This window comes from Amycolatopsis kentuckyensis (genome assembly GCF_041679295.1).
Classification (GTDB): domain Bacteria; phylum Actinomycetota; class Actinomycetes; order Mycobacteriales; family Pseudonocardiaceae; genus Amycolatopsis; species Amycolatopsis kentuckyensis_A.
Genome location: NZ_JBGDMD010000003.1, coordinates 272,871 through 295,022, shown reverse-complemented (window position 1 = coordinate 295,022; position 22,152 = coordinate 272,871). Strand labels below are relative to the sequence as shown.

Sequence of the window (22,152 nt, the reverse complement as noted above, 5' to 3'; positions counted from 1 at the left end):
CCACGGTCCGGCAATGCGAGGATGGTCCTGAGACCGGGTGTCCGAACGGGACGTCCAGGCTCACCAAAAAAGAGTAGGTATGGGTATGGCTCAGGGCAGTGTCAAGTGGTTCAACGGCGAAAAGGGCTTCGGCTTCATCGCGCAGGACGGCGGGGGTCCGGACGTGTTCGTCCACTACTCCGAGATCCAGGGCAGCGGCTTCAAGTCGCTCGACGAGGGTCAGCGCGTGGAGTTCGAAATCGGCCAGGGCCAGAAGGGCCCGCAGGCCCAGCGCGTCAGCGTCATCTGAGCCACGAGGCATCCTGAAGGCCCTCGCCCCCACCGGGGCGGGGGCCTTTCTCGTGCGCGGCCACACTGCGGATTCACAACGATCAGGTAACGTGGTGCGGGTCGAGAGCCCCCTCGGATGCCGGCGTCCCGCCGGTCTCACTCCCGACGCAGGGCCAAGCGGGCCGATCGCCGACAGGAGCGGCGACGTGCCCGATCGGCCGCAGACCGCTGACCGCCGGGTGTTCCCGCTCCCCGGCCGCCCGCGCGCGGACACGTCCCGGCGCGCGTCGACCTCGAAACGAGAAGTGCATGACAGCCTCCGTGAAGGCTCCCCGTTCCGTCCCGAAACCCGTGCTCTCCGGCCGCCAGACGGTGGCCGAGCTGATCACCATCCGGACGTTCCTGCTGGTCCCGTTCCTCGCGCTCGCCGCGGCCGTCCCGGTGTTCTGGGGCTGGGGCGTCAGCTGGCTCGACCTCACCATCGGCGGCGCGTTCTTCGTCGTGTCGACGCTGGGCATCACCGTCGGCTACCACCGCTACTTCACCCACGGCGCGTTCCGCGCGAAGCGGGCGCTGCGGATCGCGCTGGCCATCGCCGGCGGCCTCGCCGCGCAGGGCCCGGTGATCGGCTGGGTCGCCGACCACCGCCGTCACCACGCCTTCTCCGACCGCGAGGGCGACCCGCACTCGCCGTGGCTGTTCGGCACGTCGCCGGTGGCGCTCGCCCGCGGCTTCTGGCACGCCCACATGGGCTGGCTCTTCGGGCGCGACAAGACCAACGTCGACCGCTTCGCCCCCGACCTGGCGGGCGACCGCGACATGCGCGTCGTCGACCGGCTCTTCCCGCTGTGGGTCGTGCTGAGCCTGCTGCTCCCGCCGCTGCTCGGCGGCCTGATCACGCTGTCGTGGTGGGGCGCGCTGACCGCGTTCCTCTGGGCCGGCCTCGCCCGGATCTCCTTCCAGCACCACGTGACGTGGTCGGTGAACTCGATCTGCCACATGATCGGCGAGCGCCCGTTCGCCAGCCGCGACCGGTCGGCGAACTTCTGGCCGCTGGCGATCCTGTCGATGGGCGAGTCCTGGCACAACACCCACCACGCCGACCCGACGTCGGCCCGCCACGGCGTGCTGCGCGGCCAGATCGACGTCTCCGCGCGGGTGATCTGGGCGTTCGAGAAGCTGGGCTGGGCGTGGCACGTCCGGTGGCCCACCCCCAAGCGGCTGGCCGCGCTGGCCCGCTGACGAAAGCCCGCCGAAAGTCCTTGCCACCCGCGCCCGCGCCGGGCGACCTTGGCCGGATGGACACGGTGGCGCTGACCTTCGACGACGGCCCGTACCCCTCGACCACGCCGGCGCTGCTGGCGGCGCTCGGCGGGGTGCGGGCGACGTTCTTCCTGTGGGGCGAACACGCTGCCGCGCACCCGGAACTGGTGCGCGAGATCGCGGCCGCCGGCCACGTGCTCGGCAACCACACGTGGACGCACCCGCACCTGACCGGCGTCTCCGCGGACGTGCGCGACCAGGAGGTCCGGCGGACGCAGGACCTCCTGGTTTCGCTGACCGGAGTGCGGCCGGTGCTGTTCCGGCCGCCCTACGGCGACACGGATCCTTCGGTGGCGCAGACGGCCGCCGCGCACGGGCTGACCGAGGTGCTGTGGACCGTCGACACCCGAGACTGGGCGGGCGCGACCGCGGACGACATCGTGGCCGCGGCCGACGGCGCCGAGCCGGGCGCCGTCGTGCTGCTGCACGAAGGCCGCCCGGCGACCGTGGCGGCGGTGCCGCGGATCCTCGCGGCGCTCGCCGCCCGCGGCCTGCGGCCGGGACTCACCAGGGGTTGATCCGCAGGTACGCCGGCTTCGGCTGCAGGTTCTCGTCGAACAGGCAGGCCGCCCCCTCACCGGGGAACACGTCCGGCACCCACGAATGCCGGTCGGTGAAGCCCCACGTCGTGAACTCGACGCACCGGCGGACCGCCTGGCAGCCGTCCCAGAGCTGGTCGAAGTAGCTCGCCTGCGTGTCCAGCTTCGCCGCGTCGGGCGGGGTCGGGATCCGGACGTCCGCCTCGGTGACCGCGGTCTCCACGCCGATCCTGGCGAAGCGGGCCAGGTTTTCGCGGTACTGGCCAGGGAAGCCGTACTGGATCGACAGGTGCCCCTGCACGCCGACGCCGTCGATCGGCACGCCCTGCCGCCGCAGCGTCTTCACCAGGTCGTAGACCGCGTCGCTCTTCGGGTTGATCCCTTCGATGTTGTAGTCGTTGATGTAGAGCTTCGCGTGGGGGTCGGCCGCGTGCGCCCAGCGGAAGACGTCCGCGACGAAGCCGTCACCGAGCTTCTGCCGGAAGACGGTGTCGCGGCGGGTGCCGTCCTCGTTGAAAATTTCATTGACGACGTCCCACGCGCGGATCTTTCCCTTGTACCGCTTGACCTCCGTGGTGATGTGGTCGCGCAGGACGCGGCGCAGCTCGTCGGCGGGCAGCGCCGCGACCCAGTCCGGCAGCTGGGAGTGCCAGACCAGGGTGTGCCCGCGGACGGTCTTGCGGGTCGCCTGCGCGTATTCGACGATCGCGTCGGCGCCCGACCAGTCGTACTGCCCGCGGACGGCTTCGACCGTCCCCCATTTCATCTCGTTTTCGGGCGTCACGTTGTCGAATTCACGGGTCAGCACGGCCCGGTAGTCGGGTTCGTTCGCCAGGTACGCGGCCGCCACCGCACTGCCGACGTACTTGTGGGTGATGGCTTTCAGCGGAACCGACGCCGAAGCCGCGGGCGCCTGCCCCACGGCAATGCCCGCGACGATCGCGGCCGTCATCAGCGCGCGTTTAATAGGAATTCTTCGCAGCATCTGCATCCTCCGTTTTCCGAAAGTTTCGAGGTGTGTCAAACCGGGTTTCGATGACCTAGAATCTCCTCCATGACAACGAAGTCCGACGATCCCGAGCCCCTTCCGTCCCGGGTCACCATCGCCCGGATCGCGGCCGAAACCGGGGTTTCCGTCCCGACCGTTTCGAAAGTCCTCAACGGCCGTCCCGACGTCGCCGAAAGCACCCGGGCGAGAGTGGAAGCCGTCATCGGTAAATACGGTTACCGCCGCCGGGCCGACGAACGGTCCCGCCGTTCCCGCTTGCTGGAACTGATGTTCCACGAACTCGAAAGCACGTGGGCACTGGAAATCATCCGCGGGGTCGAGTACGTCGCCCGCGAAAACGGAATGGCGGTCGTGCTGGCGGAATCGTCGGGCCGGCACACGCCCGGCCAGAGCTGGCTGGAAAGCGTCCTGGCGCGGCGGCCGGTTGGCATCGTTTCGGTGTGCTCCGACTTCACCGGCGGGCAGCTGGCGAAGCTGCGGGCCCGGGACATCCCGCTGGTCGTGGTCGACCCGGCCGGGGCGCCGGGGCCGGAGACGCCCTCGATCGGGGCCACGAACTGGCAGGGCGGGCTGACCGCGACCCGGCACCTGGTGGAGCTGGGGCACCGGCGGATCGCGATGATCGGCGGGCCGGACGGCGTGCTGTGCAGCCGCGCCCGGATCGACGGTTACCGGACGGCGTTGGAGACGGCGGGGCTGGCGTTCGACCCGGCGCTGGTGCGCAAGGGCGACTTCCACGTCCGGTCGGGTTACCGGGAGCTGGCGTCACTGCTGACCCTCCCGGATCGTCCGACGGCGGTGTTCGCGGGCAGCGACCTGCAGGCGCTGGGGGTGTACGAGGCAGCGCGCGACGCGGGGTTGCGCATCCCGGACGACCTGAGCGTGGTGGGCTTCGACGACCTGCCGGTGGCCCGGTGGCTGACGCCGGAGCTGACGACGATCCGCCAGCCGCTGCAGGAGATGGCGGCGGCGGGCGCCCGGCTGGCGATTTCCCTGGCGCGCGGGACGCACCCGGAGAGCCACCGGCTGGAGCTGGCGACGAGCCTGGTGGTCCGGCAGAGCACGGCCGCCCCGGCGCACCAGGTGGTGTCGGTCGGCCGGGTCTGAGCGAGCGACCGGTGGGGCCGGCGGTCGTTCGCCGACTTCCGGGCGCCGGAATTGTCGGTGCCCACCGGTAGAGTGAGAAACGGGGGGCGCCCCGGCGGGTGGGCGCTCGGCAGGCCGCCGAGCCGCGGCCGCTCGCCCCACGAACCCCGCACCGCCCCGCGAACCCCGCACCGCCCCGGCGAGCCGGGCCGCCCTCGGCCCGCTCATCCCGGCCACCGCATGCTCTCCGGCGGCCCGAAGTAGCTCGGCCGCAGCCCACCGGTGTCGACCACGAGCTTCTGCACCACCACCGCCGGGTCCACCATCCACACCTTCAGCACGTGCGGCCCCGCCCCGACCTCGTGCCGCGTCGACGTCAAGTTCACGTTGTCCGACGTCGTGCGCTCCCACTGGCGGTTCATGGTCATGTCGTCCGCGCCCGTGGCCTTCGTGATGTTCACGACCTGCGGCTCCGCGTCGTCGAACGACACCGCGTACCGCAACCCGTCGCCCGGCAACACATTGCTGCGCGGCGACAAGTACGCCCACACCGTCACCGGCCCCGGCGTCACCAGCGTCAGCCGGTACTCCAGCCGCGGACCCGCGCCCGCCGGCCGGCTCGGCGCCGTCACCGGGAACGGCGTCATCCCCGCGCCCGTGCGGCCCAGGTCCGGGATCGCGCGCCACGCGACCGGCCCCGCCGGCACGTTCGCGCTGCAGTGCGCCGCCTCCATCGACACGTACCCGCCCGCCTCGACGAACCCGCGCCGCCACGACGCCGGCAGGTCCACGTGCCGCACGACCGCGTCCACCACCACCGACTGCCCCGCCCCCGACACCGTGATCGGCACCGTCGTGGTCTCGCGAGGCGCCCGGCTCCAGTCGATCCGCACGGTCATCCGCAGCTCCTCCTCCACCCGGCCGCCGCGCGGCTCGACCCGGAGCCACGGCGCCCCGGCGACGGAGACCTGGCACCGGAACGGCGTCCGCCCGCGGTTGAAGACGTCGATGTACTGCGCCGGCGCGCTCTGGTACGGGCTGAACTCCGGCAGCACCGGACGCCCCGCCGCACCCGGCCACGCCTCCGCCGACCCGTCGACCGCGACGCCCAGGGAAGCCGCCACCGGCAACTCGATCCGCCGCACCGCCGGGAAGATGACGTCCGGCAGCGCGACGTTGTTCAGCTCCGGCTGCTGCCACGGCGCGTTGGGCCCGTAGCGGGCGACGTCGCCGTAGTCGATGTGCGGCTGGGTCTGGAACCCCTTCCACTTGCCGCCCGCGATGCCGGTGTTGTACTTCTCCGCGAGCGCCAGGTCGTCGGCGAACCGCGCTTCGGTGACGGCGGCCAGCCCGTTGGCCGACGCCCGCCCCTGCGCCGCGTACAAGAGGTTCGTGAACTCGGCCCGCCGCAACGCGTACAGGTTCGCCGACGCCGTGACCGCGTACCCCACCAGTTCGAAGAACGCGTCCCGGTAGGCCGCCGGCACCCGCGCGGAGATCCGCGCCGCCCGCGCGCCGAGGTCCTGCCACTCCTCGGTGACGCGGTCCAGCTCGCGGTAGTCGACCAGGCTGAACGGCGTCATCCGGTCGTCGTAGGTGATCACCCCGGCGCTGTCCACCGTGATCCGCCGGTTCAGCAGCTCGGGCTTGCGGCGCGACTGCAGCCGCCCGTAGTCGTGCAGCACCGACGCGATGTCCGACGCGAGCGCGGGCCCGAAGTTCTCCGCGGCGAACGAACGCTCCCATGTGGACAGCCGGTCGACCGGAAGAGCGGCGGGGTCCCACGCGTAGTCGAGGAAGAACTGCAGCGGCAGCTCGTTGCCCTTCATGTCGCCGACGTTGGCGACCCAAAGCCGGTCGTTGCCGTGGGAAACCGTCTGGTGCAGCTGCTCCCACGTGTTCGCGAGCAACGCGGTGTCGACCCACTTGTAGTTGCGGCCGCCGCCGACGTAGTCGAAGTGGTAGTACAGGCCGTACCCGCCCGGGTGCGGCGGCAGCGAAAGGTCCGGGTGCTTGCGGACGTTGCCCCAGTTGTCGTCGGTGAACACCACGATGACGTCGTCCGGCGGGCGCAGGCCCTGGGCCCAGTACCGCTGGACCTCCTTGTACAGCGTCCACACCTGCGGGACGTCCGTGCTCAGCTCGCGCGCGAGGATGTCCCGCTCCGCCGCGATGATCTCCCGCATCAGCTCGATGCCGTCACCGTCGGGCAGGCTGACGTCGCCGTTGCCGCGCATGCCGAGCGTGACGACGCCCTCGAAGTCCTCGCGGGCCATCCGGCGGATGCCGTCGGTCCAGTAGGCCTTGATGGCGTCGCCGTTGCGGCGGAAGCTCCACTCCCCCGTGCCGCCGTACGGGTCGTGCCCGGGTGACGCGTGCCGGTTCCACTCTTCGATGCCCCGCATCATCGGCGCCTCGTGCGAGGTGCCCATCACGACTCCGTACTCCTTGGCGGTGGCGTGGTTGAGCGGGTCGTCCTCGGCGAACGCGCGGCCCCAGACCGCCGGCCACAGGTAGTTCGCCCGCAGCCGCAGCATGGTCTCGAACACCTTGGCGTAGAACAGGTGGTTGAACCCGCCGGGGTAGCCGGGCGCGAGACCCGGCCCGAAGTACTCCGGTGCCCAGGTGCCGAGCGCCGGGTTCTCGTCGTTGATGAAGAACCCGCGGTACTTCACGTGCGGCGTCCCGAGGCTGAACCGCTCGCCCGGGATGTGCAGCTCCGACGCCCGGACCGGCGGGACGTCGGCCCACCAGTACCACGGCGAGACGCCGATGCGCCGCGAGATCTCGTAGACGCCGTAGATCACACCGCGCTGGTCGCTGCCGGTCAGCACGAGCCTGCCGTCGACGACCTGGCGCAGCGACGTCTCCCACTTCCCGGCGATCCCGCGGACGTCCAGGCGGCCGGACGACACCAGCGAGTCGACCAGCGGGCTGTGGCCGAGGGTGCCGACGAGCACGACCGGCCCGTCGGCGGGAGCGACGTCGAACGCGACCGCGGGCCGCACCCCCGTGACGCGCTCGACGTCGGCGGCCAGGTCCCCCACCACCCGCCGGACCCCCGGCAGGTCGCCCTGGCTCACGACGATCGTCGCGGCTTTCCCCCGCGACACCAACGGAAACCCGGTCCCGGCCTCGGCCAGGCCCGGCAGGGCTGCCGAGCCGGCCCCGGCCAGCGCGAGCAACTGCAAGAAGGCACGACGGTGTACCTCGGACGGCACGGCAGACCTCCTGAGTCAGCCCTTCACGGATCCGGTCAGCCCGCCGACGATGCGCCGTTCGGCGAGCACGAAGAACGCGAGCGCCGGGATCATCGACAGCGCGGTGAACGCGAGCACGCGGGCGGTGTCCTGGGAGAACTGGGACTGGAACATGGCGACGCCGAGCGGGAGCGTGAAGCGCGCGGAATCGTTGAACACCAGCAGCGGCAACAGGTAGGCGTTCCAGCTGGTGACGAAGGCGAGCACGGCGACCGTGGTCAGCGCGGGCGCCGACAGCGGCAGCAGGATGCGCCAGAAGAAGCCGAGCCTGCTGGCGCCGTCGAGCACGGCCGCGTCCTCCAGCTCGCCGGGGATGGCGTGCATGAACGGACGCAGGATCACGATCGTCACCGGCAGGGAGAACGCCGCTTCGGGGATCGCCACGCCCCAGAAGCTCTCGAGCATGCCGAGCTGGCGCAACCACAGGTAGAGCGGCAGCGTCGCCACGGTGAGCGGGAAGAGCAGGCCGAGCGTGAACAGCGTGTACAACGCCTCCCGACCCTTGAAGTGGTACCGCGACAGCGCGTACCCGGCCATCGAGCCCAGGCCGACGGCGACCACGGTCGCGATCACGGCGATCAGCGCGCTGTTGCCGAGGAACGTCCAGAACGCGCTCGAGCCGAGCACCGAGGCGTAGTTGTCCGTCACCCACGGGCCGGGCAGCCCGGCCGGATCGGTGTTGATCTGGGCGTTGGTGCGGAAGCCGCCGAGCACGACGAACAGCAGCGGCACGACGGTCACGCCCAGCACGACGATCGCCGCGAGGTACCCCGTCGCCATGCCGAACCCGCGCGTGCGCATCAGCCCACCATCCTGGTCAAGGCGCCCTGCGTGTCGCGGCGCAGCGCGAACCGCTGGTACAGCAGGGCGAACACGAAGCAGATGACGAAGAGGATCACCGCGACGGCGGAGCCGAACCCGAACTCGTAGCGCTTGAAGCCGTGGTCGACCAGGTAGGTCGCCATCGTCGTCGACGCGTTCGCCGGGCCGCCCGTCGTCATGATCCACACGACGTCGAACAGCTGCAGGGAGCCGATCACCGACAGGAAGATCCAGATCCGGATCGTCGGCCCGAGCAGCGGGAGCACGACGTGCCGGGTCGTCTGCCAGGCCGACGCGCCGTCGAGCGCGGCGGCTTCGCGCAGCTCGGCGGGCACCCCCTGGAGGCCGGCGAGCAGCAGGATGATGCCGAAGCCGATGTACTTCCAGGTGATCACCGCGAACATCGTGTAGAGCACGATGCCCGGGTCGGCCAGCCACTGGTGGATCAGGCCGCCGAGCCCGGCGCCCTTGAGCACCTGGTCGGCGAAGCCGCCCGGCTGCAGCATGAGCACCCAGATCACCGCGGTGATCGCTTCGGAAAGCACGTACGGCGCGAACACCAGGGCGCGCAGCACCGCGCGGCCGCGCAGCTTCCGGTTGAGCAGCATCGCCAGCCCGATCGACAGCGGCAGCTGCACCACGATCGACAGCCCGGCGATGATCAGGTTGTGCGCGATGGCGCTCTGGAACACCTCGCCGCTGAAGGCGTCGGCGTAGTTGTCGAAGCCGATGAACTTGTCGAGCGGGCCGAAGCCGTTCCACTGGAACAAGCTGTAGAACCCGGCGATCCCGATCGGCACCAGGACGAACCCGGCGAACAGCAGCAGGGCCGGCCCGAGCAGCAGGGCCAGCTCGAGCCGCTTGCCCAGACCGGACCGCTTCGCCCGGGGCCGGGCCGCCGGTGCGGACGGCCGGTTCGCCGTCCGCACCGGCGACGTCGCCGTGGTCACTTGTTGCCCGCCGCGGCCTGGTTGACGGCGGCCACGATGCCTTCGGGGGTGCCCTGACCCGCGAACATGTTCGCGACGGCGTCGTTCAGCGCCGCGCCGACCGCGGTCGGGAACGCCTTGTCGAAGTACATCTGCAGGTAGGGAGCCTTGGTCCCGTAGTCGAAGACCTCTTTCAGCGTGTCGGTCTTCAGCGACTTCGCCGCCGCGGCGTTCACCGGCAGGCCGGTCCCCTGCGCCGCGAGCTGGGTCTGCACCGGCTCGGAGTTCAGGTACTGCAGGAAGTCCGCGCACGCCTTCGACGCGCGGCTGGTGCAGGCGAAGCCGTCACCGCCGCCGAGCACGGCCGCCGGGTCGCCCTGGCCGCCGGCGACCGACGGGAACGCGAACCAGCCGATCTTCGAGTCCAGCTGCTTGTCCTCGGTCAGCGACGACATCGTGCCGGGCTCCCAGTCGCCCTGCAGCTCCATCGCCGCCTTGCCGTTGGCGACCAGGCCGGCGGAGCTGCCCGCGCCCTGCTGGGCGGGAGTGCCGGCGAACCCGGTCTGGAACGGTTGGGTGGCCAGGAAGTTCTTCAGGTCCTGCCCGGCCTTCGTCCAGCACGGGTCCTCGAGCTTGACCGCCTTCACCGACTGCTTGAGCACGTCGGCGGAGCACTCGCGGACCGCGAAGTAGTTGTAGTAGAAGGCGTCCGGCCAGCGGTCCTTGCCGCCGACGGCGATCGGCGCGATGCCCTTGGCCTTCAGCGCGGTGACGGCGGCGTTGAGCTCGTCCATCGTCTTCGGCGGCGCGGTGATCCCGGCCTGGGTGAAGAGGTCCTTGCGGTACCAGAAGCCGACGAAGTGCTGCGCGAACGGCACGCCGTACTGCTTGCCGTCGACCTGCCAGCTCTCGGCGAACTTGCCCGCCTGGCCGATCCACGGCTTGGTCGCGTCGGTGATGTCGGCGAGCTTGCCCGAGGTGACCTGCGAGGCGAGCTCACCGGCGCCCCAGGACTGGTAGACGTCCGGTGGCTCGGCGCCCTGCAGCGCGAGGGGCACCTTGGTGGGGAAGTCCTCGTTCTGCAGCGGCTGCGCCTTGATCGTGACGTCGGGGTGCGCCTGGTGGTAGTCGACGACGACCTTCTCCCAGATCGACTTGATCGGGTCGGTCGTGCCGTTGTGCCACCAGGTGAGGGTGACCGGGCCGCTCGGCTGCGCGGGCGTTTCGGTCCCCCCGCTGCACGCGGAAAGCGCGAGCGGAACGACGGCCGCCAGGGCGGCGAGAACGGGGATCCGGCGTTTGACAGACATCGTGGGTCCACTCCTGACGACTTCGGCCGAGTTGGACGGGGCGCGACTGCGCCCGGGTTGGCGAAGAGTCTGCTCCCGGGCAAATCGGATGTCAATCGTTGTCGATAACGTTTTCCATGGTTAGTCTGAGCCGATGCAGCCCAGTTCCAGGGTGACCATCCGTGACGTCGCGGCCCGGGCCGGCGTCTCGGTGGCCACGGTGTCCAAAGTGATCAACGAGCGCTACGGCGTCTCCGCCGCGACGCTCGCGAAGGTCCGCGCGGTGATCGAAGAACTCGGCTACGAGGCGAGCCTCGTGGCGCAGAGCCTGAGAAACCACCGGACCAACGTGATCGGGATCCTGGTCGCCGACCTCGAACCGTTCTCCACCGAGCTGCTCAAGGGGGCCGCGGACGCCATCCGCGGCAGCGGGTTCGAGCTCGTCGTCTACTCCGCGGGCGGGCGCACCGGCGACCCGTCGGGCTGGGAAAAGCGTTACCTGTCCCGGCTTTCCGGCACGCTCGTCGACGGCGCCGTACTGGTCACGCCGGCCGTCTCGCTGGAGGCCGTCCCCGGCACGCCGGTCGTCGCGGTCGACCCGCACACCGGGCCGTCGCACCTGCCCACCATCGACTCCGACAACCTGCGCGGGGCGCAGCTGGCCACCGAGCACCTCCTCGAGCTGGGGCACCGCCGGATCGCGTTCCTCTCCGGCCGTCCCGACCTCGAATCGGCGACCCTGCGCAAGGCGGGTTACCTGCGCGCGCTCGAAGCCGCGGGAGTGCCGGCCGACGAAAGCCTGATCCGGATCGGCGCGTACGACCCGGAGGTCTCCGCCGCCTCGGCCCACGACCTGCTGACCGGCCCGGACCGGCCGACCGCCGTGTTCGCCGCGAACGACATCTCGGCCATCGCGACCGTCGGGGCGGCCCGCGAGCTGGGTCTTTCGGTGCCCGACGACCTTTCCGTGGTCGGCTTCGACAACGTTCCCGAGTCCGCGCTCTGCAGCCCGCCACTGACCACAGTGGACCAGCCGATCCGCGAAATGGGCCACCGGGCGATCAGCATGCTCATCGCGCTGATCAACGGCGACGACGTCGGGCGCACGCACGTCACCCTCGACACCGGCCTCGTGGTGCGGCACTCCACCCGGGCCCTCTCTTAATCTCCCCACCCGACGAAGGGCGGAAAAGCCTTGACCACGCAGCCCACCACGGCACACGAGCCGTGGCGCGACCCCGCGGCCGACCCCGGCGAACGCGTCCGTGCGCTGATGGCGCGCATGACCCTGCGCGAAAAGCTCGGCCAGCTCTACGGCATCTGGGTCGGCATCGACTCCGGCGGCGAGGTCGCGCCGCACCAGCACGACTTCGACGACCCCGCGGTCGACTTCGACGACCTGGTCCGCCACGGCATCGGCCAGCTGACCCGCGTCTTCGGCACCCGGCCGGTCGACCCGCTGGTCGGCGCGCACAGCCTCGCCCGCACGCAGCGCCAGATCGTCTCCAGCAACCGGTTCGGCATCCCCGCCGTCGTGCACGAGGAATGCCTGACCGGGTTGGCCGCGTGGCAGGCGACGATCTACCCGGCGCCGCTGTCCTGGGGCGCGACGTTCGACCCGGACCTGGTGCGGCGGATGGCCGAGCGGATCGGGCGGACCATGCGCGGGCTGGGCGTGCACCAGGGCCTCGCGCCGGTCCTCGACGTCGCCCGCGACCTGCGCTGGGGCCGCGTCGAAGAGACCATCGGCGAAGACCCCTACCTGGTCGGGACGATCGGCAGCGCGTACGTCGCCGGGCTCGAGTCCGCGGGCGTGATCGCCACCTTGAAGCACTTCGTCGGCTACTCCGCTTCCCGCGCCGGGCGCAACCTGGCCCCGGTTTCGGCCGGACCGCGTGAGATCGCGGACGTCCTGCTCCCGCCGTTCGAGCTGGCGCTGCGCGCGGGCGCGCGGTCGGTGATGAACACCTACACCGACGTCGACGGCGTCCCTGGCGCCGCCGACCCCTCCCTGCTGACCGACCTGCTGCGGGACACCTACGGGTTCAGCGGCACCGTCGTCTCCGACTACTTCTCCGTGGCGTTCCTGCACCGCCTGCACGGCGTCGCGGCCGACCGCGGCGACGCGGCCGGGCAGGCGCTGACCGCGGGCATCGACGTGGAACTGCCCACCATGGACTGCTACGGCGAGCCGCTGCTCGCCGCGGTGGAAGGGGGTGCGGTCGACGCCGCCGCCGTCGACCGCGCCCTCGAGCGGGTGCTGCGGCAGAAGTGCGAGCTGGGCCTGCTCGACGCGGATTGGGCGCCGGAGGTGCCCGAAGAGGTCGACCTCGACGACCCGTCGTCGCGAGCGCTGGCCCGCGAAGTGGCCGAGAAGTCCATTGTCCTGCTGCAGAACGACGGGACGCTGCCGTTGGCGGCGGACGCCCGGATCGCCGTCGTGGGGCCGCGCGCGGACGCGCCCGGCGCGATGCTCGGCTGCTACTCCTTCCCGCTGCACGTCGGCGTCCACCACCCGGACGTCCCGTTCGGCGTCTCGGTGCCGACGGTGGTCGAGGCGCTGCGCGAGTCCTTCGAAGTCACCTACGCGCTCGGCTGCCCGGTCACCGGGGGCGACGACGACGGGATCGCCGAGGCCGTCGCCGCGTGCGATTCGGCGTCGGTGTGCGTGGCGGTGCTGGGCGACCTGGCCGGGTTGTTCGGCGGCGGGACGTCCGGCGAAGGCTGCGACGCGGCCGACCTGCGGCTGCCGGGCCGGCAGGAGGAGCTCCTGGAAGCCCTGCTCGCCACCGGGAAGCCGGTCATCGTCGTCCTGCTGTCGGGGCGGCCGTACGAGCTTTCACGGCAGGTCGACCGCCTCGCGGCGGTGGTCTGCGGGTTCTACCCCGGCGAGGAGGGCGGTCCGGCGCTGGCGGGTGTCCTCAGTGGACGGATCGACCCGAGCGGCCGGCTGCCGGTGAGCTTCCCGGCGGCCGGCGCGAGCCAGCCGTCGACGTACCTCGCCGCGCCGCTCGGCCGCCGCAGCGAGGTGAGCACGGTCGACCCCTCGGCGTTGTTCCCGTTCGGGCACGGGCTTTCCTACACACCGGTGACCTGGGCCGACGTCAGCGCGACGGGATCGCTGTGGCCGACCGACGGCGTCTGCCGGGTCCGGGTGACCCTGCGCAACGAGCACGCGCGGACGGCGTCCGAAGTGGTCCAGGTGTACCTGCACGACCCGGTCGCGGAGGTCGCGCGGCCGGAGCGCCAGCTGATCGCGGCCCGCCGGGTCGCGGTGGAACCGGGGGCGACGGTGGTCGTGGACATCGGGCTGCACGCGGACCTGACGTCGTACACGGGCCGGGCGGGCCGCCGCCTGGTCGAGCCGGGCGACGTCGAGCTGCGGGTGGGGACGTCGAGCGAGCAGATCGTCGCGACCCTGCACTGCACGCTGACCGGCGCCCGGCGTTACGTCGGCGTCGATCGGGTGATGACGCCGGAGTTCGGGGCGTGAAGCGCACCCTGGCGGTCTTCTGCCTCGCGGTCCTGACCGCACTGTTCGTCGGTGCCTCGGGGCGGCCGCCCGCGTCGCACTGGGTGGCGACCTGGACGTCGATGCCGCAGCTGACGGAACCGTCCAACCTGCCGCCGGCGCCGTTCACGGGTGCCGACCGGGTGCTGGACAACGCATCCGTGCGCCAGACCGCGCACGTTTCCGCCGGCGGACCGCGGATCCGGCTGCGGTTTTCGAACGCCTTCGGCGGTTCCGCCCTGCCGATCACCGCGGTTTCGGTGGCCCGGCCGGTTTCCGGCGCCGCCGGGGTTTCCGCGGTGGTGCCGGGCAGCGTCGTCCCGGTGACGTTCCACGGCAAGCCGTCGACGACGGTGCCGATGGGCGCGCAGGTCGTGTCCGACCCGCTGCCGTTCCCGGTGCGCGCGTTCGAGAACATCACGGTGACGACGTACCTGGCACACGGCCAGGCGTCGCTGTCGATCACATCGCACCCGGGCTCGCGGACGACGTCCTACCTGCTGGCGGGTGATCAGGTCGCCGCGCTCGATCTGCCCGGTGCGACGCCGGTCGACCACTGGTACTTCCTGAGCGGCGTCGAGGTGCTGTCGCCGGCGTCGGCGGTGGCGGTGATCGGCGACTCGCTGTCAGACGGCCGCGGGTCGACGACGAACGGCAACGACCGCTGGCCGGACGTGCTGGCTTCGCGGGTCTCGGCCGCCGTCGTGAACCAGGCCGCGGGCGGCAACCGCGTACTGCAGGACGGCCTGGGCCCGAACGTCCTGGCCCGGCTGGACCGCGACCTGCTGGCGACGAGCGGCGTGTCGTGGGCGATCGTCTTCGAGGGCGTCAACGACATCGGCACGGCGGCCCCTCCCGCCGCTGCCTCCACGGCCGCGGACCTGATCGACGCGTACGACCAGATCCTGACGCGCGCCCACGCGGCGGGGATCCGGGTGTACGGAGCAACGTTGACACCGTTCGGCGGCAACACCGGCTACGACTCGCCGGAGCGGGAAGCGGCGCGAAGCACGGTGAACGCGTGGATCCGCGGCGGCCATTTCGACGCGGTCCTCGACTTCGACCGGGTGGCCCAAGACCCGGCGGCCCCGACCCGGCTGCTGCCCGCCTACGACGTCGGTGACCACCTGCACCTCAACCCCGCCGGGTACCGGGCATTGGGTTCCAGCATTCCGGCCGGCCTATTCCGGGAGGGGTGAAGGAATTGTCCAGCGGTCCGGAAGTGGACAATTCCTGGACGCCATTTCCGACCCGCGATCACGGACCGGCGACCCCGGCCTGACGCTCGGTGATCAGTGGTCCAGTCAACGGGTATCCGTTGGGACACAAGCGAGTCTCGAACTCCCGGGTCCGGTGACGTGGGTCACCGGCCTGCCCCTATCATGTCGCCGTCTGCTCGTCCCCCATCCGCAGTCGACGATCCCGAAAAGGGGAAATCATGTCCGACGTCATCAACAGCATCTTCGGTCGCGCCCAGAACGAAACGCCCAGTTCAGAGAGCTACGAGTACGGCACCACGGCCACCGACACGGTGGACGCGGGCACGACGGAGACCGTCGAGCCGGCCGAGGACACCGCCGAGGTCGAGACCGAAGAGGACACCACCGACGCCGTCTCCGAAGAGGACACCGCCGACGAGACCGACGAAGCCGCGGAGTCGTCGGAGTCCGCCGAGGACACCGAGGAAGCGGTTTCGGAGGAAGCCGAAGCGCCGGCCGAAGAAGAGGCCGAGACGCCGGAGCCGGTCGTCGTCGCGGACGAGACCGAAGAAGCCGCGCGGCCCGCCGCCGGTGCCCGCGGCAGCACGACGGTGGCCGACGGCGTCGTCAGCAAGATCGTGATCCGGGTCGCCCGCGGGGCCGAGGGCGTGCACGAACTCGACGAGGCGGGCACGTCGGTCGAGGTGGACGGCGAGGTCGCGACGATCGCCGTGACGCTGGTGGTCGAGTTCGGCCGCGCGGTCAAGACGCTCGCCGAGCAGATCCGCGTCCAGGTGATCGAGGCGGTCGAGGAGTACCTCGGCCTCGAGGTGGCCACGGTGGACGTCCACGTCGCCGACATCCACTTCCCGGACGCCGACTGACGACCGGCTCGGTCCCGGGTACCGCGCACCCGGGACCGGGCGCCCCTCAGCGGCGAACGGTGTAGCGCAGGTGAAGGACGTCGCGGTCGGTCAGCTGCCGGACGAGTTCCAGCTCGATTCGTTCCCCATCGCCGAACAACCGCCGCCCGCCGCCGAGCAGCACGGGCACGACGTGCAGCTCCAGCTCGTCCAGCAGGCCGGCTTCGAGCAACGCATGCGCGGCACCCGCACCGTGCACCATGACCGCGCGGCCACCCGCCGCCGAGCGCGCTTCTTCCGCGCACGCAACGACATCCGTGAAGAACCGCGCGCTCCCCGGCGGCGTGTCGGACGGGTCGACGTGGTGGGTCAGAACGTGGATCGGCACGCCGTCGTGGTGATCGCCGTTCCAGCGCCCGGCCAGCTCGAAGGTCCGCCGCCCGGAGATGATCGCCCCGGTCGCCATGGCCTCGGCGTAGACCTGCGCACTCGGCCCGTCGCCGTGCCGGTCGTCGAGCCAGTCGAACAGCCGGAAACCGCCCCGGCCCAGCTCCTGACCGGGCCGGTCATCGGGTCCGGCCACAAAGCCGTCGAGCGACGTGGTCATGTACAGCCTGATCGGTCCGGTCATCGCGGACTCCCTCCCGGAGTGGGCTACACCGGTGCGTCGAACGAGCAGCCCCCGGATCGACAGCCCGGGCCGCTACTCCCGCTCGTCGCGCGCCCGGGCGATCACCTCCTCCAGGCGCAGGGGGCTGGCCGGGTGGTGGGACAGGCACAGCGGCGTCGCCACCTGGCGGAACCCGAACGCCTCCCCCGCCACGTAGAACTGCGCGCGCTCCAGGCGGGAGATGTCCGCGACCGGGCTTCCCTTGGCCCGCGCCAGTTCGTTCGCCGCCGCGATCTGCGCCGGGCTGTTCAGCCGGCCGAAGAACTGCGTCATCGCGTTGCCGACCACCTGGTTGTGCAGCCCCTTCGGCGCCTGGGTGGCGAACAGCAGCCCCAGCCCGTACTTGCGCGCCTGCGACGCGAGGACGATCGTGCTGCGCGTACTCGCCGTCAGCGTCCCGGACGCGGCCATCGTCTGGGCTTCGTCCATCACGAACAGCGCACCCAGCGGCCGCTCGCCCGCCGGGTTGCGCTTGATCCAGGCGAACAGCTCCATCTGCAGCTGGTTGACGAAGTTCTGCCGCTGCTCCTCCGCCTGCAGCCCGACGAAGCTGATCACCGACACCCGCGCCCGCTTGCCCTCCGCCGGGGTGAGCAGCGCCCCGGGATCGACGGGCTCGCCACCGCCGGCGAAGAGGGGGTCGTTGACCATCGCGGCCTTGAGCACCTCGGCGAGCCCGGCCGCGATGCGCGGGGCGTCGTTGAGGTTGCTGACGTCCTCGGGCAGGTCGCTCAGCAGCTCGATGAGTTCGGGCAGGCTGCGCGACCCGGTCCGCGCGTGCCGCACGACGGCCTGCCGCAGCACGGCGAGCCCGATGTTCGTCTTGGCGGTGCTCCCGGTCAGCCGCGCTTGCGGCGCGAGCGTCGCAACGGCCACCTCGACGGCGGCGGCGAACTCGTCGGAGTCGTCGAGGACCCCGGCGAAGTCCGGCAGCGGCTGGAAGGCGAGCGGCCGCCCGGTGGCTCGCCCGGGCGTCCAGACGACGACGTCGGTCTCGGCGAGGTACCGCTTCGCCAGCTGAGCGTCGTCGGGGCCCCAGCCGTCGGGCGGAGTGGGCCAGGGATCGCCGAGCCGGGCGAGGTCGTTGTTCGGATCGAGGACGATCGCGGAGACCCCGAGCAGGGCGCACTCCTCGATGATCCGCCGCAGCAGCACGGTTTTCCCGGAACCGGACCCGGCGAAGACGGCGGCGTGCTTGCGGAGAGCGGAGAGTTCGACCCGGACGGGTTCACCCGAGCCGACGACGGTCCCGAGGGTGATCTCCCCTTCGGCGGCCGGCACTTCCGACGGCGGCGGGTGCGTCCCCTCGGAGGGCTGCCCCGACGGCTTCTCCGGAAGGACGGCGGAGAGCAGCTCGGACCTGCTGGCGGGGCGGCGGTCGATCAGCCACTCGTGGAGTTCGCGGCCACCGTTGCCGAGCATCTTCTGCAACGCCCAGAAGGTCTTCACGTCGGCCGGGCTCGGCGGGATCGTCTTGCCCCCGGCGGTCGTGAACTTTTCGACTTCTTCCCGCGTCTTGGCCCCGCGCCCCCAGGCGTCCCGGAGAATGACGAGGTGCCGGTTATCGGCACCCTGCAACTGGCCCGCCGCGGACCGGGCCTTCCGGAACCGGCTCAGCGCGGCCCGCGGATCCCGGGCGGCGATCACCCGGAACGCCCAGTGCTCCTGCAGGTCCGCGGTCTCGTCGAGGGTACGGGTGAGCCAGGCGTGAACCTCGCTCCGCCCGTTCTGGCGCTCGCACGACCACTCCATGTCGTCGTCGCCGACCTCGGTGACCCAGCACCGCAGGGCCGCGGAAAGCAGCTCCGGCATGGTCTTGTCCACGGTCTTTTCGGCGAGCAGCTTCTCGGGTTCCGCCTCTGCCTGCAGCTTCTCGAACTCGGCGTCGAGGTCGGCGAACCGGTCGCTCTCCACTGCCGTGCGGACGGGCGCGACCGGAACCACAGCCTTCTCGTCGAAAGAGAAAAGCTCTTGGACTTGCCCGGTGCGCAGGCAGAGCTCGATGTGTGCGCCGATGCGCTTCAGCAACTGCCGCGGGGTCCACTGTTCCCAAGGTTCCGCGAACGCCACCGGTGCGACAGGCCAAGTCGGGTGCGGTGGGGTGAACTCCATCGCCTGGTACGCCACGCCAAGCCGCTTCGCCACCAACGCCCGGCCGACCTCGGCGTCGATGATCCGGCCGAGCGTGACCGACTCGCGGAAACGGTCGGGCACGGTCCCCGCCGCTTTCGCCTTGATCTGCTCCCACGTGGACGGCAGACAGGCCAGCACGGTCAGGGTCTTGTGAGTGACCTCCCGCAAGCCCATGAGCCCATCTGCGATCTGCGCGACGAGCAGGTCGTCTTCGACACTCTCACCGATCTCCTGGGTGCGCTGCGTCGACCGGGCGATGAGGGTGTCGAGCTGGTCGACGGCGATCACGACCGGACCGGTCAGGGCGAGCAAGCTGGTGATTTCCTCCACCAGAACGCGTGAGGGTTTCGGTCGTGAATAGATGTTCCACTTCCGGGCCTCGGGAGAAATCGCGTCGTCCCCGTCCAGGTAGTCCTCGCCGATGTACTTCACCCCACGATCCCGGCTCCCGATCAGCACGAGAGCGCGCGCGGCGTCCTCGCATTGGTCGGCGACCACCTCGTCCAGACGACGCACACCTTCGACGAAAGCTTCGACATCGTCCACGGTCAACCCGCGACCGCGCCGGATCGTCGCCGTGACCTCGGCGCTGACCTGCGATCGCAGGCACACGCGCAGGAGGAAGCTCTTCAGCTGCGACTCCCCCGATTCGTCCTGGCGGGACAAGCCGCGACGCAACGCCTCGGCCGTGTTGTCCCAAAACGCATCCGCAGCTGTCACGTCGTCGAGGAAGAAATAGCCCCGTGCGCGGTGCACGTGCCTGCGGACGAGACCCAGGAGGTGAGTCTTGCCGACGCCCTTCGTTCCGCGCAGGACGAGCCCGATCGGGCTGGGCCCGTCGCTGGCCACGGCGTCACGGATGCCGGTGTCGAGTGCGGCGAGCGCATCGGCGTGCAGCCCGTCGACGTGGTAGGGCGAGTCCCGCCAGACGTGGTCGGGCGTGTCCGCCCAGTCGAACCTCAGTGTCGCCAGTGCCGTCAGCTCGTCCATCATGACGCCTCGATCGAGATGAGGTGGTTGTCCTCACCGCCGATGCGGATCGCCGCTTCGCGATCTGCCTCGGTGAGCGCCTTGCGGTTGTCTTCGGGGACGAGGTGCACCTCGCCGGCGCCACTCAGTTTCTTGAGCAGGGCGTCGACATCCGAGGAGGACGCACCGCCTAGCTTCGGCCGCAGTTCCTTCAACCCGACCCAGCCGCGAGGCTCCTTCGCCAGCTCGCGGTAGGCCGACCGGATGCGGCTCTCGAGTGATTTGCCCGGTCCCGGGAGGATGTCGGCCAATCGCAGGTTCCGGCGACCCAGGTGCTCGTCAAGCCGGCTGGCGAACACGTAGAGCGCGGAGCAAAGGTGGCTCTGGGCGCGTGTTTCCGGCGGGCTGCCGGCCGCGAGCTCCTTCAGGCACCAGGCCCATCCGTTTTCGGTGAGCTCGTGGGCGTAGGGGCGGCCAGGCGCCTTGACCTGCACACTCGTGATGTACCCGCTGTCCTCGAGCTGCGTGCGGTCCTTCCCGGTGAGGGTGAAGCCCGCCAGCTCCTTCAGCTCCGGATTGGGTACCTGCCGGCCCAATGCCATCAACGTCAACATCGCCGCGGTCTGGTGGTGTCCCAAGCGGTCGGTCATCCGAGATCCCTCCGGTGGTTCGGTTTCGTCGTGGTCTGGGCGCGGGCGTCGAGAGTCCGCAGGAGCCAGTCGATCGATTGGCGCACCTTCGGCGGTGCCGCCTGGTGCTCGGCGTCGTTCGGGGAGCGGGGTCGCACCGCCACCTCGAGGTCCGCCGCCAGGTCGTGGATCCGGCCGCTGTCGCCCGCGCCGACCGCTGTCTGCAGGGCTGTCACCAGCTCGTCCACCAGGTCCCAGCGGGACGCGCGCAGGCGGGATCCGCGGGTCTGGCCGAGCAGTGCCGCGAGGTCGAGGTCGTCCGTTTCGGCGAGCGGGACAACGCCCTTCAGCTGACCGGCCAGCTCGCGCGCGATCCCGTCCACGCCGCGCGAACCGCCGAGCCGCAGGTAGCGGAGGTTGCCGACGTAGCCGGGCAGCCCGGCCGCGTCGGTGCCCGCGGTGAGGACCGGGATCACGCGGCGGTCCTGACCGAGCGTGCGGTGGAGGAACAGCTCGACCTCCGCGGACTGCCAACGGCTCACCTTGCCGTCGACGAGCAGGCACAGGTGCCGCGCGTCGTCCTCGGTGCGCGCGAGCAGGGACCGGTCCCCGGACAGGGATTTCACCACCCGGACGCCCTGGTTCTTCAGGGCGATGACCAGGTCGTCGGCCGTACCGACCAACGGGCGCGGGATGCTGACGCGCAGTTCGTGCCGGAACTCCCGCCGGCTCGTGCGCACGGCGGCCACGTAGGCGTCCCGGTTTTCCGCCAGCAGATCCGTGCGGTCGAGCCGGCAGGCGATCACCGCCGCGACGGTCTCGAGCGCGAAGCCGATCTGGTCGGCACTCGGCGACTGTTCCGACAGCACCGGCAGCTGCTCGCCGAAACTCCAGTAGGACACGTACGGCAGGGTGAGGTGGCGGGCCATCGTCGCGGGCTCCACCGTCTGGTCGAGCCACGTCCGGTACAGCTCGGCCGTCTCGTCGACGACGATGCGGCGCCAGGCTTCCGACCGGTCGTACTCCTCCCGGTTGTCGAACCGCGACAGCACCGGGAGGACGGTCAGCCGCGCGCGGTCGAACGGCAGCAGGTTGCGCGCCGCGTCGGCACGCCGCGCCGCGTCCATCGCGCCGGTGATGCTCTGGCGGTTCGCGGTGAACAGCAGGACGAGGTGGTCCGGCAGGTGCGCCGTGCAGATCCCGCCGATGTCGGAGATCCCGGTGCGGCTGTCGATGAGAACGTAGTCGTAGCGCGTGACCCACTGGTCGCGGCACTTCTCGAGGTACTCGCCGAACCCCTCGTCGTACAGATCGTCCCAGTCGATCGCCTGGACCTGCCCGACGTAGCCGGGCTCCTCCGTCCCGGCGGCGAGGAAGTCGAGCACCCCGACGCCCTCCAACCGCTGGACGTGCGCTTCCGGCTCGAACCGGCCGCGCCGGAAGTCGTCGATGAGGTCGACCACTCCGCCGCGCGGCCGAGCGGGCAGCCGCGGCCGGAAGTAGTCGCCGAGGCCGGGGGCTTCGAGGTCCCAGTCCAGGCAGAGCACCCGGTGGCCCCACCGGGCGAGCAGCACGGCGATGTTGGCCAGCGTGAAGCTCCGGCCGACGCCGCCCTTGTAGGAGTAGAAGGTGAAGATCGTTCCCGGCATCC

Annotated in this window: 17 protein-coding genes; 8 read left to right on the top strand and 9 right to left on the bottom strand. The window is 71.0% G+C overall.

Features of this window, described 5'->3' with window-relative positions; all coding sequences use genetic code 11:
- Positions 1-85 precede the first annotated feature (85 nt).
- From ACERZO_RS13035 to ACERZO_RS13025, 3 genes are all read left to right on the top strand, one after another.
- Positions 86-289: a cold-shock protein gene (locus ACERZO_RS13035; protein ID WP_004558414.1), complete on the top strand. Its 204-nt coding sequence runs from the start codon at positions 86-88 to the stop codon at positions 287-289.
- A gap of 290 nt (positions 290-579) precedes the next feature.
- A complete protein-coding gene (locus ACERZO_RS13030) occupies positions 580-1,512 on the top strand; it encodes an acyl-CoA desaturase (RefSeq protein WP_372664866.1) in 933 nt (310 codons plus the stop codon).
- Positions 1,513-1,568: 56 nt separating this feature from the next.
- A complete protein-coding gene (locus ACERZO_RS13025) occupies positions 1,569-2,111 on the top strand; it encodes a polysaccharide deacetylase family protein (RefSeq protein ID WP_372664865.1) in 543 nt (180 codons plus the stop codon).
- On the opposite strand, the gene ACERZO_RS13020 is transcribed toward ACERZO_RS13025, so the two are convergent.
- Positions 2,098-3,117, bottom strand: coding sequence for an endo-1,4-beta-xylanase (locus ACERZO_RS13020; RefSeq protein WP_372664864.1), 1,020 nt, complete (start codon positions 3,115-3,117; stop codon positions 2,098-2,100). The genes ACERZO_RS13025 and ACERZO_RS13020 overlap by 14 nt on opposite strands.
- A 69-nt stretch (positions 3,118-3,186) precedes the next feature.
- Between ACERZO_RS13020 and ACERZO_RS13015 the strand changes: the two genes are divergently transcribed.
- Entirely contained in the window at positions 3,187-4,248 is a 1,062-nt protein-coding gene (locus tag ACERZO_RS13015; protein WP_372664863.1) for a LacI family DNA-binding transcriptional regulator, read from the top strand.
- 203 nt (positions 4,249-4,451) lie between these two features.
- On the opposite strand, the gene ACERZO_RS13010 is transcribed toward ACERZO_RS13015, so the two are convergent.
- Genes ACERZO_RS13010 through ACERZO_RS12995 form a run of 4 tightly spaced genes read right to left on the bottom strand, consistent with a single transcriptional unit; the run spans position 4,452 to position 10,548 of the window.
- Positions 4,452-7,448, bottom strand: a complete 2,997-nt coding sequence (locus tag ACERZO_RS13010) for a glycosyl hydrolase 115 family protein (RefSeq protein WP_372664862.1) — start codon at positions 7,446-7,448, stop codon at positions 4,452-4,454.
- A gap of 15 nt (positions 7,449-7,463) precedes the next feature.
- Positions 7,464-8,288 (bottom strand): carbohydrate ABC transporter permease, encoded by an 825-nt coding sequence (locus tag ACERZO_RS13005; protein WP_372664861.1) that lies wholly within the window; start codon positions 8,286-8,288, stop codon positions 7,464-7,466.
- Positions 8,288-9,259 carry a carbohydrate ABC transporter permease gene (locus tag ACERZO_RS13000; protein ID WP_372664860.1) on the bottom strand — a complete coding sequence of 324 codons (972 nt, stop codon included), beginning with the start codon at positions 9,257-9,259 and terminating at the stop codon, positions 8,288-8,290. Before ACERZO_RS13000 ends, ACERZO_RS13005 begins: the two co-directional genes overlap by 1 nt.
- Positions 9,256-10,548 carry an extracellular solute-binding protein gene (locus tag ACERZO_RS12995; RefSeq protein WP_372664859.1) on the bottom strand — a complete coding sequence of 431 codons (1,293 nt, stop codon included), beginning with the start codon at positions 10,546-10,548 and terminating at the stop codon, positions 9,256-9,258. The genes ACERZO_RS13000 and ACERZO_RS12995 overlap by 4 nt, the downstream gene beginning before the upstream one ends.
- A 133-nt stretch (positions 10,549-10,681) precedes the next feature.
- On the opposite strand from ACERZO_RS12995, the gene ACERZO_RS12990 reads away from it, so the two are divergent.
- The 4 genes from ACERZO_RS12990 (at position 10,682) to ACERZO_RS12975 (ending at position 16,121) form a co-directional block, all read left to right on the top strand.
- The gene (locus tag ACERZO_RS12990) at positions 10,682-11,692 is read left to right on the top strand and encodes a LacI family DNA-binding transcriptional regulator (protein ID WP_372664858.1); all 1,011 of its coding nucleotides are present in this window, start codon (positions 10,682-10,684) and stop codon (positions 11,690-11,692) included.
- 30 nt (positions 11,693-11,722) lie between these two features.
- Positions 11,723-14,020: a beta-xylosidase/alpha-l-arabinosidase gene (locus tag ACERZO_RS12985; RefSeq protein WP_372664857.1), complete on the top strand. Its 2,298-nt coding sequence runs from the start codon at positions 11,723-11,725 to the stop codon at positions 14,018-14,020.
- Positions 14,017-15,237, top strand: a complete 1,221-nt coding sequence (locus ACERZO_RS12980) for an SGNH/GDSL hydrolase family protein (RefSeq protein ID WP_372664856.1) — start codon at positions 14,017-14,019, stop codon at positions 15,235-15,237. The genes ACERZO_RS12985 and ACERZO_RS12980 overlap by 4 nt, the downstream gene beginning before the upstream one ends.
- A gap of 239 nt (positions 15,238-15,476) precedes the next feature.
- Complete coding sequence (locus ACERZO_RS12975; protein WP_372664855.1) at positions 15,477-16,121, top strand: Asp23/Gls24 family envelope stress response protein; 645 nt, start codon at positions 15,477-15,479, stop codon at positions 16,119-16,121.
- 46 nt (positions 16,122-16,167) lie between these two features.
- On the opposite strand, the gene ACERZO_RS12970 is transcribed toward ACERZO_RS12975, so the two are convergent.
- The 4 genes from ACERZO_RS12970 to ACERZO_RS12955 form a co-directional block, all read right to left on the bottom strand.
- Positions 16,168-16,731, bottom strand: coding sequence for a dihydrofolate reductase family protein (locus tag ACERZO_RS12970; RefSeq protein ID WP_372664854.1), 564 nt, complete (start codon positions 16,729-16,731; stop codon positions 16,168-16,170).
- Between the two features lie 72 nt (positions 16,732-16,803).
- On the bottom strand, positions 16,804-19,896 hold the full coding sequence (locus ACERZO_RS12965; RefSeq protein WP_372664853.1) for a helicase HerA domain-containing protein: 3,093 nt from the start codon (positions 19,894-19,896) through the stop codon (positions 16,804-16,806).
- The gene (locus ACERZO_RS12960; RefSeq protein WP_372664852.1) at positions 19,893-20,522 is read right to left on the bottom strand and encodes a hypothetical protein; all 630 of its coding nucleotides are present in this window, start codon (positions 20,520-20,522) and stop codon (positions 19,893-19,895) included. Before ACERZO_RS12960 ends, ACERZO_RS12965 begins: the two co-directional genes overlap by 4 nt.
- Positions 20,519-22,150 (bottom strand): CATRA system-associated protein, encoded by a 1,632-nt coding sequence (locus ACERZO_RS12955; protein ID WP_372664851.1) that lies wholly within the window; start codon positions 22,148-22,150, stop codon positions 20,519-20,521. The genes ACERZO_RS12960 and ACERZO_RS12955 overlap by 4 nt, the downstream gene beginning before the upstream one ends.
- Positions 22,151-22,152: the final 2 nt, after the last annotated feature.

What these genes read in the sequence shown, in the direction of transcription:
- ACERZO_RS12975 (WP_372664855.1), top strand. Translation starts at nt 15,477, where the DNA reads ATGTCCGACGTCATCAACAGCATCTTCGGTCGCGCCCAGAACGAAACG.
- ACERZO_RS12970 (WP_372664854.1), bottom strand. Translation starts at nt 16,731, where the DNA reads ATGACCGGACCGATCAGGCTGTACATGACCACGTCGCTCGACGGCTTT.
- ACERZO_RS12995 (WP_372664859.1), bottom strand. Translation starts at nt 10,548, where the DNA reads ATGTCTGTCAAACGCCGGATCCCCGTTCTCGCCGCCCTGGCGGCCGTC.
- ACERZO_RS13015 (WP_372664863.1), top strand. Translation starts at nt 3,187, where the DNA reads ATGACAACGAAGTCCGACGATCCCGAGCCCCTTCCGTCCCGGGTCACC.
- ACERZO_RS13025 (WP_372664865.1), top strand. Translation starts at nt 1,569, where the DNA reads ATGGACACGGTGGCGCTGACCTTCGACGACGGCCCGTACCCCTCGACC.
- ACERZO_RS12955 (WP_372664851.1), bottom strand. Translation starts at nt 22,150, where the DNA reads ATGCCGGGAACGATCTTCACCTTCTACTCCTACAAGGGCGGCGTCGGC.
- ACERZO_RS12965 (WP_372664853.1), bottom strand. Translation starts at nt 19,896, where the DNA reads ATGATGGACGAGCTGACGGCACTGGCGACACTGAGGTTCGACTGGGCG.
- ACERZO_RS13035 (WP_004558414.1), top strand. Translation starts at nt 86, where the DNA reads ATGGCTCAGGGCAGTGTCAAGTGGTTCAACGGCGAAAAGGGCTTCGGC.
- ACERZO_RS13020 (WP_372664864.1), bottom strand. Translation starts at nt 3,117, where the DNA reads ATGCTGCGAAGAATTCCTATTAAACGCGCGCTGATGACGGCCGCGATC.
- ACERZO_RS12990 (WP_372664858.1), top strand. Translation starts at nt 10,682, where the DNA reads ATGCAGCCCAGTTCCAGGGTGACCATCCGTGACGTCGCGGCCCGGGCC.
- ACERZO_RS12960 (WP_372664852.1), bottom strand. Translation starts at nt 20,522, where the DNA reads ATGACCGACCGCTTGGGACACCACCAGACCGCGGCGATGTTGACGTTG.
- ACERZO_RS13030 (WP_372664866.1), top strand. Translation starts at nt 580, where the DNA reads ATGACAGCCTCCGTGAAGGCTCCCCGTTCCGTCCCGAAACCCGTGCTC.
- ACERZO_RS13005 (WP_372664861.1), bottom strand. Translation starts at nt 8,288, where the DNA reads ATGCGCACGCGCGGGTTCGGCATGGCGACGGGGTACCTCGCGGCGATC.